Genomic DNA, 8,569 nt, shown 5'->3' with positions numbered 1-8,569 from the left:
AATCAATTAAGGCGAGGTTGTCCCCACGCCGATGGTTTTACGACAAAAAGAACCGTTGCCGGCTGATGATATACATCATCTGCATCCACATACGGCGCTATCCACAATGACGTTGTCTCCTCCCCTTTTCTTAATGGCCGGGGATAGTTACCAGGAGCCGTCACCGGTGATGTATAAGTTGATACACTCACCGGCCGAACAGCTGGCGTTACAGCCACGGGCCGATATACCGGCGCACTGACTATTCTGTTATTCGTCAGCAATCCTGACGTTACTGTATTAGTCGGTACCGTTGTCGTTGTTCTTGACTGCATTAAATTTGGCTGTGGCGGCAACGGGTACGAATTAACTGACGTTGTTCTGAAATTACCCTCAGCCAGTTGTGGCAACCCGGCCGCAGCCGGCTTTGCATCACTGCGTTCCTCTTTCAGCTTCGCTTTTTCATTTGCCTGTTCCATCGTCATACAGGTATCCGACGTCGTGGCATTACATTGAAATTCGGTCTCTGTGCCCGCACACCCGGTTAAGAGCAAAGCGCTGCCCAGAGGAATTAACAGCATTAATTCCTTCATGATATTTCTCGCTATTTATCGGTTATTTCTTCAGGTTCATCCTGATTTGGGTATTTTCCTTAATCGCCCGAACAAATTTATCCCCTTCACCCGGACTCATTTCATCGTAAACACGCTTAATCTGGCTGACATCAGATCGGGCTAGAATCAGCCTTGAAGAACCCGAACCAGACTCTCCGACGACAACACCGTTTTTCCGTATGATCACCCTGCGGACAGGAGTCCGACGGAAAACCACAGCGATCCCGGTAAACACCACCGCCATCAGCAGCCAGAGCCAGAGAATATTATGCGTATAGCTCTGGTCGATATATGCTGCATACCCTGCCGCATCCGTACTGACGGTGGTGCAGTCTTCCTGTAAAACCGGAGGCAGTGGTGTGTTCACCGCATCACCATTAAGTTCTTTCGGCCCCGTGCAGTCCTGAATGACATATCCCTCCTGCTGCACAGACTCTACGGTTTTCACCAGCGTCTGGCCGAACGTGTACGGTCCCGTCCGGAACACCAGAACAACCAGTAACATCATCATGGCCAGCGGATACACCACCGCACACTTAACCAGCCAGTGAGCCCAGCGCAGTGCTGACAGAACAGCAGTAATGAGAGACTTAGCCATTATTTTCCCCCTGCGGCGCTGCGCCCGGAGAGAACTCACGCGGATCAAGTTTGCCCAGCTTCTTCAGCATCTCGTCAGTATTGAATCCGTTCATACCGCCGCCTGACTGACGATGTGCATCAGCCTGCGGTGCCGGCTCCGCCTCCTGATTCTGAGCCTGCTGTTGCCCGTTCTTTTCCGCTTCCAGTTCATCAATGGTTTTCAGCTGAAAACCATCCTGGAACACGACGGTCACTTCGTTACCGGCACCAATCGGAATGACCGGGTGATACTGCTCGGCCCTTTTGATGTAGTACTCGCTCAGCGTCTGCGCAGCTTTAGATGCACCACCGCCTACGCCCATTTTCAGAACATCACCGGCGCCAACAGATGCGGTTGCCCCCAGGCCAACTGCCGGCTGTGAAGCCCGTTCCATGCCCTGACCAATCCCGTCAACAAAACCGGCCCCCCATGCCCAGCCGAGGATTTTTCCGTTACGCATCACCACCTCTCCCTTAACCCCGTTTTTCCCCATAAATGACACGTGGCCGTTAATGGGCTGATCGATGGTTTTATCACCTTTGATACAGCTGATATTGCGGGTCCGGACAATGGCGCGCTCACTCGATACGTCGCCCCAGGCTTCAAGCCCCACAAAACACCCTGTCAGGTCGTAGGTTTTGCTGTTTGGCATTTCCACGCGACCGGTGATACGCAGCTGCATCGGTACAGTGGATTCATTCCCGGTAACAGACGCGTTGGCATCTGCCCCCTCGATAAGCATGCTTTTTGCAAAGCTCCCCGACGGAATGTACGGCAATGACTTCGCGTTCTTTCCTTTGTCGTAACTGAACGTTTTACGCTGTATCTGGTTTGGTACCGGCACAGACTGGTAGCTGACCTGCGGCGGCGGTGTCATACCAGTCCCCGGATAGAATGCCGTCGGAGGCGGTACCGCGGCGCCGGTCTGCGGCGGATAACTGGCTGGCTGCGGCTCACCTTCCGGACCGGGTGGCGGTGACGGAGGAGTCGGCGCGGGCTCGCCACCAGAGACAGCCGGTTTCACGCCCAGCGACTTCAGCTGATTCTGCATGGCTTCATTGTCACTGCTGAGTTTGTCGATACGTATCTGGTCAGCGGTTCGCGCCTTACTCAGTAGTTCCACTTCCCCCTGCAGGGAGTCAAAACGCTTGTTGAGATCAGCGGCAGTCGCCTGCATTTCTGTTGTCGCGTGCTGCTCCACCTTACTGTTGAAGCTGCTGTCGACCACCCCGGTCATATCCGGTGCGGGTTCGCCCTGAGCCGGGGCTTCCTCATCAGAGCTCATGTTCAGATCTGACAGATACAGCCCGCCTCCGACTGCTGCCGCGCCGCCCGCCAGAATGAGTCCCAGCCAGATATATTGCTTACGTTTGATCAGCGTGTTGAAGTTGGCCATCAGCGCTTCACTCCTTCATCTGACGTCGTGACCCAGATCTGCATGCGACCACCGGCAGTCAGCAGGCCCGCCGGGGTACTGAACATGACGGCACGTGTTCCGGGCTGCCAGAAATCGCTTTCACGCACCATACGGGCCGACAGGGAGACATTGTCCAGACTGTAACGGACAACTTTCAGGTGATGACCGACCCAGACCCGATCGGCAGTGGCGCGCAGACCAGCCGGCACCTGCAGCACTTCAGAAGTGACGGGGACAGACTGATACTCATCGGGTACGCTGCCCTGACGCACGGCGCGATTCAGCGAAACCAGTAACGATTCATAGGGGTTCGACTCTTCCCAGGCTTTTGCCGGACCGGGGGTACCCGCCAGCTCGCTGACCAGCTGAATTGTCCGGCCTGAGCCCGCACGGGGCACGGCACGAATGGAGAAGTTCAGCCCGCGTTCGGTTTCCACAATGAAGGTGAATGGTTTTTTACTGACGGTCGCCAGAATGGCACCGCCGCTGTCGGTCTGCTCCTGGTTTGTCAGGCCACCGTCCAGGCTGTTTATCGCCGTGATGCGATCGCCAGGTACTGTGAACAGATTCGGGTCGGTGTTACTCACGGCAATATTTGCCTGACCACCATTGGTCAGGGGGACCACTGTCGGCGCCAGCGTACCGCTGAGGGTCGCGGACATCGCGGGGGCGGCCAACAGCAGACAGCCTGAAATAAATAACGGGTTAATTTTTTTCATTATTTATTTCTCCAAAACGTGCCAGCCAGCTGACACCATCGACACGACTGAACTGAATGACATAGCTTTTAATTTCACTGTAGGGTTTGGAATCCCCAATCCACGTTTTCAGCTCACCCCGGATATCCACGCGGTTCTCTGCCGGCCAGGCACGCATCGACGTCATATAAAAGGTGGAATTAACGTTATTGTCTTTAATGCGTTTCGCATCTTCAGCCAGCTGGACCTTGAGGCTGTTCTGCGAGGCGGGTAATACATACCGGAGTAGCTGCTGATGCTGGGCATCAACCGTTTCCGGCGTGACATTCAGACGCAGGGCAACAAAGGACAGGCCCAGCTGCTCAATATAAGAGGCGTCAGCCTGGTTCTGAGACACCGCAAAGGGTGCACGGAATAACATCGGTGTCACCGCCACTTTCTGTTCCGTCTGCAGACGGTAATTATTTATGCCCTGGATAATATTGGTCGCAAGACTGAGGGTCAGGAGTGTCCCCAGACTGATAAATCCCACAGCGATAACGCGGGTGGTATTTTGTCTGGCACCATGTTCCATATGTTATTTCCCCGTTGATTTATTTAATCCACTGCCGGAAACAGGAGTCCGGAACATCATGAAAGAAACCTTTAAGAAGGGAGGTTGGCAGATACCAGTAAATCAGGTCGCGTAGCCAGGAACTGCCCCGCCCTTTTTTCAGTTTCTTGATACCCCAGAAAACCAGTACCGCTGAAGCTATGCCAAAAATGAACTTGCTGGTCCAGAAACCCCAGCCGAGACAAATCACGGCCGGGATAAGTTCATCGAGATATAAGCCAAACCAGCGGGACTGGTTAGTCAGTGTTTCCGGGAAACGGTATCGCTTTAATTCGTCTCCCGTCATCACGTGCTTCCTGTCAGTAACCGGCGACCGACATACCGATGGTGATAAAGGTGGAAATAATCGCGAAGCCAAACAGGAACTTCACGTTTTTGGTCATCATGTACATGATGCCACCGGCGACGACTTCTGCCAGAACCACCCATTTGACTACGCTGGATTGCTTACCAAACGTGCCTTTAACGGTCGCATCCCCGGACTTCATCAGGTCGGTTGCCGTGGTGGTGGCCATCGCAGCATCCGGGAAGAACGCCGCCACAGCAGCAACCGGCAGCGCAACTTTAGCGACTTTCAGGGCTTTCTTTTTATTGAAAACGCGGGACATAAAAGACGGTTTGGTTTTTTCAGAGACAGCAGAGCCCTGAACACTTAATACAGCATTCATATTTATTTCCTTTAAAAAGAATGGTTGATATATAAAACAGATTTTTGACTATGATGTTAAATCACTCTTCCTTTTCACCTCCTGGTACGGCTAGTTCCGAGTTATAAAAGTCCGGAAAACGTTCTAGATGATCTTTCAGTCTCAAATAAGCTTCAGCTGTTTTACTTCTTCTGCTTCTGTCTTTTGCTTTGATGAGTCGACGATTAGTTTCTTCATCTAATTTTAAAAGCACATTTTTTCCAGGCGCAGGTCGTGCGTTGCTCCTAATCGCTCTTTCCAATCGACCTCCAAAGTAAGATTACCAACCTTTAATAAATCTTACATTGGAGGATTTAAAAGTAAACAAACTAAGGAGAAATCTTGAGTAAATTATTTTCACAAATCAAAAGTACCGACGGTACTATTGATTTAACAAAAAATTAACACCATCGTTTAATATCGAAACCACATTCGATATAAACTTTCCATAACTTAGAGTATAGATCGATGACATTATGATATAGTCACGATTATCAAAGCTCAGTTCCTTTTTTATTTTACTAACTGTATTTTTTGAGGTTTGCACCCCAACACCTGTAATCTTCGAAATAGATGCATGAGAAAACCCAACCGCATACAGATTAAAGATAGCCCAGTCAGACTTTGCTGAACGCTGAATTCTTTCGATATATCTTTGCATCTTTATAGAAAAGTCATTGTATTCCATTGAAGGATGAGGCATCGGTTCATCTTCATTTATAAAAACCCATTTACTGTATGTATCTTCATTAATCGAGAACGTTTCAATAAAAACAGTCCAAAGTGAACCTGCCAACCAAATATTTTTAACAAGTACAGCAGAACCTTCTGAAAACGATTTCAGTTCTGACTGCATCAGTTCCAGTTTGATCTCCAGGGAGAGATCCAGAAACCAGCTTCCAGGTGCTCTGGGTGTATCAAATGCTCCAGTTCCACCAGATGTTAAGAAAATTTTGTCAAAGGTTGGGCTGGTGTGAATTACTTCGCCCCGGGAATCACGAATAAAAGCAGGGCAAGATGAAATATTAAGCATCTCGCGCATAGAATGAATGGAATCTGTTTGACTGCGCACAGCAATATGACTACGATCCTTCGCACACATAGGCGCCTCCTGGAAAGGACACTATGGATAGTTGACGTTCGGGGGGACTAGCCCCGGACGTCAACGCTTCAACAAATTTTATTACAACCCTGTAAGTATTCTATATTCCTTATTCTTCCATGTCACTTTTTAAAGCTAGATCATTATTCTTTTTTTACTACTGAATTAATTACAAACCACCATAAACACACACCAGTTCTTACTCTTCTTCCTGCTCGGGGAAGAAGTGAGAAATAACATCTTTTGCATCTTCTCGAATGTTACTCACCATGCTGCGGAACTCGAATCGTTCATCACCTGTAACATGAGGGCTTAGAGAGCCAATAGCCAAAAGTTTGGATACGGTAAACTGAGTCTTCATGACATTCTCAAGCAAAATCTTATTAAACTCAGTTTGGTTAAACCCTGAATCTTTTCTTTCCATTTGAGCCTCATAAACCCTAAGCCCTAATTCAAGGAGCATCGAAGCGACACTTGAAAAACTGACATCCTTTTCCTTTGCCCCTTCAGCCCTTCGCTTTTCCACTATTGCATTAATTTTCTCTGCAACTTCATCACTAGCATAAGCTTGTACCCTGGCCATATCGGTTCCTTTATTAAAAACAGCATCAAGCAAGTTATTATGGCGAGAAGATAACGCGAGTTTACCTTCTTTACAACTCTAAACTTAAGTCTAGAGTCTAAGAAAGTTGCATTACGAGTCACATGGCGACTTAAGTCTAGAGTTAAGTCGCTTTAAATATATGATTATAAAAGAGTGAGTCATAAACGAGTCGCTATAGACTTACCGACGACTTACTACTGACTCGCCGGCAACTCACATATATATAAAGAAAAATAACATAATGTAATATAACTACAGTTAAGCCACTGAAGCTAAAGTGAAATCTGCAAAATTTTAATTTTGCGTAGTGTGTGGTCATTTTGTGGTGAGGAGTGCATATATGTTGAGTCTCGGTCTTGGATGGGTTAAGGTTATTCCGGGATTTGGCACGGAGGGGAATTCATGAAGGGAGCAGCGTTTGGTATCATCCTGTCTTTAATACCATTGTCATCAATGGCAGCAGACTGCTTTGATATGGCTGGCAGGGATTACAAAATTGATCCGGATCTCCTGCGTGCTATATCATGGCAAGAATCACGATTTAAAATTGATGCGATTGGTCGTAATCCTGTTACGGGTTATGGATCAGGCTTGATGCAAATTGACTCGCAGCATTTCAACGAACTGTCGCGATATGGAATAAAACCGGATCATCTTCTTAGCGATGCTTGTCTTAACATCTACACCGGAGCCTATTATCTGGCTCAGGCGTTTAAAAAGTGGGGCGTTTCGTGGGATGCAGTCGGGGCATACAATGCAGGCTTCAAAAAGACCCCGCGCCAGGCAGCAAGACGTTACGAGTATGCGAAGAAGATCCATTACTACTACACGGCTATCAAAGCAAGCAAACGAACTTCTTCTAAAGATCAGAAAATCGCCATGAACTAAAAAGCCTTCTGATATAAGAAGGCTTGAATTTCTTAAAAATCTACGGCATCTATACCTGGATAATAATCGGCATCACTATCAAAATGAAAAAGCAGATACCCGCCCTCCCGGTGCATTAGTATGAGATTTTTGCGTAAAAATTTTGACACCCCACCTCTTTTTAGCGCCAGAAGATGGCGTTTGAAATCATACATCCTTATAACACAACCATAAGGTGTATCATGTATCCACTCTAAGTAACTATCGCAAGTTAGATAATTGGTTGTTGATGAAAGCACCTGAAGAACTCTGATATCACCTTCTTCCATATGTGAAATACTGATACAGACAGCTTTAAATTCAAACATAAGTATTCCCACCATCAAAACGCCGGACAGCTGCCCGGCGCTTATAATTAGCCTTTAAGAGTGCGGAATTTCTCCGCAATTAACCACAATGCCTTATTGAGTTTGACATCACCATCAATTGCTTTTACTGGCCGGGTTGTTGTTCTTTTCCCTTTTTCAGTTCGGCCAGGCAAACCGCCTTTAATCAGATTTTCCTGGACCCTTTGATATGTAGTCCAGATGTCATCTTTTTTATCTTCATAACGGCGCGGATGAATTATCTGTTCAATACTGACCGGAGATTTATTTTCATCTTCATATCGGTAGGTTAATGCAGCTTGTCCAAACAGACGCTGTTCTTCCTTGGTTAAGGTAATAGACTTCATGACATCAACGCCTTCAGTTATTTTATCGAAAATTCCCAAAACTTCGTAAGCACCTTCGATAACCCTTCCCACAATATCACCTTTATGAGGTACACGAATCTCACCAAACGACGTACCGCACACAAGGCCATTTGTGCATACAAAACGGAACATACCCGGGATCATTTGATAACTGGACGATCCATCATGCGAGTTAAGAAGAATGATTTCGGGTACTTCTGTTCCTTTATTGGCCCCTTCACGGCGAAGTCTTACCATATGCTTAGTATGCCCCCGTTTATCCTCATCCCTTACTCGTGACTGACAGGCAAAAAATGGCTGGAAACCTTCTTCACGTAATTTATCCAGCAGTGTAATGGTTGGAATATAGGTATAGCGATCACTACGTGAATTATGCTTTTCTTCTGAAAACACAGAAGGTACAACCTTGACCAATTCATCGTTAGTCAGTGGGCGTTCCTGACGAATGGAATGAGTAAGTCCAAATCGGGATGCTAAACGCATATTATTCTCCTTCACCTGTTTAATTTTTTAACCATCACCCGTTGAGTTGCCGGGGCCGCGGTTTTGACTTTGTGCGGGGACCTGCTGAACCTGCCCCCTGGATATAACCTTCACCCGTTTGAGAGCCGTTCGC

At 47.6% G+C, this 8,569-nt stretch carries 13 protein-coding genes; 1 reads left to right on the top strand and 12 read right to left on the bottom strand.

Features of this window, described 5'->3' with window-relative positions:
* Positions 1 to 2: 2 nt before the first annotated feature.
* From traV to traM, 10 genes are all read right to left on the bottom strand, one after another.
* The gene (gene traV / locus BHE81_RS25505) at positions 3 to 572 is read right to left on the bottom strand and encodes a type IV conjugative transfer system lipoprotein TraV (protein ID WP_023316399.1); all 570 of its coding nucleotides are present in this window, start codon (positions 570 to 572) and stop codon (positions 3 to 5) included.
* A gap of 22 nt (positions 573 to 594) precedes the next feature.
* Positions 595 to 1,191, bottom strand: a complete 597-nt coding sequence (gene traP, locus BHE81_RS25500) for a conjugal transfer pilus-stabilizing protein TraP (RefSeq protein WP_040172382.1) — start codon at positions 1,189 to 1,191, stop codon at positions 595 to 597.
* Entirely contained in the window at positions 1,184 to 2,608 is a 1,425-nt protein-coding gene (gene traB, locus BHE81_RS25495) for an F-type conjugal transfer pilus assembly protein TraB (protein WP_149888847.1), read from the bottom strand. The genes traP and traB overlap by 8 nt, the downstream gene beginning before the upstream one ends.
* On the bottom strand, positions 2,608 to 3,348 hold the full coding sequence (traK, locus tag BHE81_RS25490; protein WP_013214019.1) for a type-F conjugative transfer system secretin TraK: 741 nt from the start codon (positions 3,346 to 3,348) through the stop codon (positions 2,608 to 2,610). The genes traB and traK overlap by 1 nt, the downstream gene beginning before the upstream one ends.
* A complete protein-coding gene (gene traE, locus BHE81_RS25485) occupies positions 3,335 to 3,901 on the bottom strand; it encodes a type IV conjugative transfer system protein TraE (RefSeq protein WP_004144423.1) in 567 nt (188 codons plus the stop codon). Before traE ends, traK begins: the two co-directional genes overlap by 14 nt.
* A 19-nt stretch (positions 3,902 to 3,920) precedes the next feature.
* Positions 3,921 to 4,226 carry a type IV conjugative transfer system protein TraL gene (traL, locus tag BHE81_RS25480; RefSeq protein WP_004144424.1) on the bottom strand — a complete coding sequence of 102 codons (306 nt, stop codon included), beginning with the start codon at positions 4,224 to 4,226 and terminating at the stop codon, positions 3,921 to 3,923.
* Positions 4,227 to 4,239: 13 nt separating this feature from the next.
* Complete coding sequence (gene traA / locus BHE81_RS25475; protein WP_004194426.1) at positions 4,240 to 4,608, bottom strand: type IV conjugative transfer system pilin TraA; 369 nt, start codon at positions 4,606 to 4,608, stop codon at positions 4,240 to 4,242.
* A 61-nt stretch (positions 4,609 to 4,669) separates the two neighbouring features.
* The gene (locus BHE81_RS25470) at positions 4,670 to 4,840 is read right to left on the bottom strand and encodes a TraY domain-containing protein (protein ID WP_004144426.1); all 171 of its coding nucleotides are present in this window, start codon (positions 4,838 to 4,840) and stop codon (positions 4,670 to 4,672) included.
* A 168-nt stretch (positions 4,841 to 5,008) separates the two neighbouring features.
* A complete protein-coding gene (locus tag BHE81_RS25465; protein ID WP_016831034.1) occupies positions 5,009 to 5,728 on the bottom strand; it encodes a conjugal transfer protein TrbJ in 720 nt (239 codons plus the stop codon).
* 199 nt (positions 5,729 to 5,927) lie between these two features.
* Complete coding sequence (gene traM, locus BHE81_RS25460; protein WP_072145360.1) at positions 5,928 to 6,344, bottom strand: conjugal transfer relaxosome DNA-binding protein TraM; 417 nt, start codon at positions 6,342 to 6,344, stop codon at positions 5,928 to 5,930.
* Positions 6,345 to 6,734: 390 nt separating this feature from the next.
* Here traM and BHE81_RS25455 point away from each other — a divergent pair, with 390 nt between their 5' ends.
* Positions 6,735 to 7,220, top strand: a complete 486-nt coding sequence (locus BHE81_RS25455) for a transglycosylase SLT domain-containing protein (protein WP_004178063.1) — start codon at positions 6,735 to 6,737, stop codon at positions 7,218 to 7,220.
* Positions 7,221 to 7,252: 32 nt separating this feature from the next.
* Here the strand turns inward: BHE81_RS25455 and BHE81_RS25450 are convergent, their stop codons facing one another.
* Both BHE81_RS25450 and BHE81_RS25445 read right to left on the bottom strand, forming a co-directional pair.
* Entirely contained in the window at positions 7,253 to 7,582 is a 330-nt protein-coding gene (locus BHE81_RS25450) for a DUF5983 family protein (RefSeq protein WP_011977736.1), read from the bottom strand.
* Between the two features lie 32 nt (positions 7,583 to 7,614).
* Positions 7,615 to 8,436, bottom strand: coding sequence for a DUF932 domain-containing protein (locus tag BHE81_RS25445; protein WP_004182076.1), 822 nt, complete (start codon positions 8,434 to 8,436; stop codon positions 7,615 to 7,617).
* Positions 8,437 to 8,569: the final 133 nt, after the last annotated feature.

The sequence above is a fragment of the Klebsiella sp. AqSCr genome, assembly GCF_008452795.1.
GTDB classification, from domain to species: domain Bacteria; phylum Pseudomonadota; class Gammaproteobacteria; order Enterobacterales; family Enterobacteriaceae; genus Klebsiella; species Klebsiella pneumoniae.
This window is presented reverse-complemented; position numbering and strand designations above follow the sequence as displayed.

Excerpts from the sequence above, each read along its gene's own strand:
- traV (WP_023316399.1), bottom strand. The coding sequence starts at position 572 with ATGAAGGAATTAATGCTGTTAATTCCTCTGGGCAGCGCTTTGCTCTTA.
- traA (WP_004194426.1), bottom strand. The coding sequence starts at position 4,608 with ATGAATGCTGTATTAAGTGTTCAGGGCTCTGCTGTCTCTGAAAAAACC.
- traL (WP_004144424.1), bottom strand. The coding sequence starts at position 4,226 with ATGACGGGAGACGAATTAAAGCGATACCGTTTCCCGGAAACACTGACT.
- traK (WP_013214019.1), bottom strand. The coding sequence starts at position 3,348 with ATGAAAAAAATTAACCCGTTATTTATTTCAGGCTGTCTGCTGTTGGCC.
- traP (WP_040172382.1), bottom strand. The coding sequence starts at position 1,191 with ATGGCTAAGTCTCTCATTACTGCTGTTCTGTCAGCACTGCGCTGGGCT.
- BHE81_RS25465 (WP_016831034.1), bottom strand. The coding sequence starts at position 5,728 with ATGTGTGCGAAGGATCGTAGTCATATTGCTGTGCGCAGTCAAACAGAT.
- BHE81_RS25455 (WP_004178063.1), top strand. The coding sequence starts at position 6,735 with ATGAAGGGAGCAGCGTTTGGTATCATCCTGTCTTTAATACCATTGTCA.
- BHE81_RS25445 (WP_004182076.1), bottom strand. The coding sequence starts at position 8,436 with ATGCGTTTAGCATCCCGATTTGGACTTACTCATTCCATTCGTCAGGAA.
- traB (WP_149888847.1), bottom strand. The coding sequence starts at position 2,608 with ATGGCCAACTTCAACACGCTGATCAAACGTAAGCAATATATCTGGCTG.
- BHE81_RS25450 (WP_011977736.1), bottom strand. The coding sequence starts at position 7,582 with ATGGTGGGAATACTTATGTTTGAATTTAAAGCTGTCTGTATCAGTATT.
- traE (WP_004144423.1), bottom strand. The coding sequence starts at position 3,901 with ATGGAACATGGTGCCAGACAAAATACCACCCGCGTTATCGCTGTGGGA.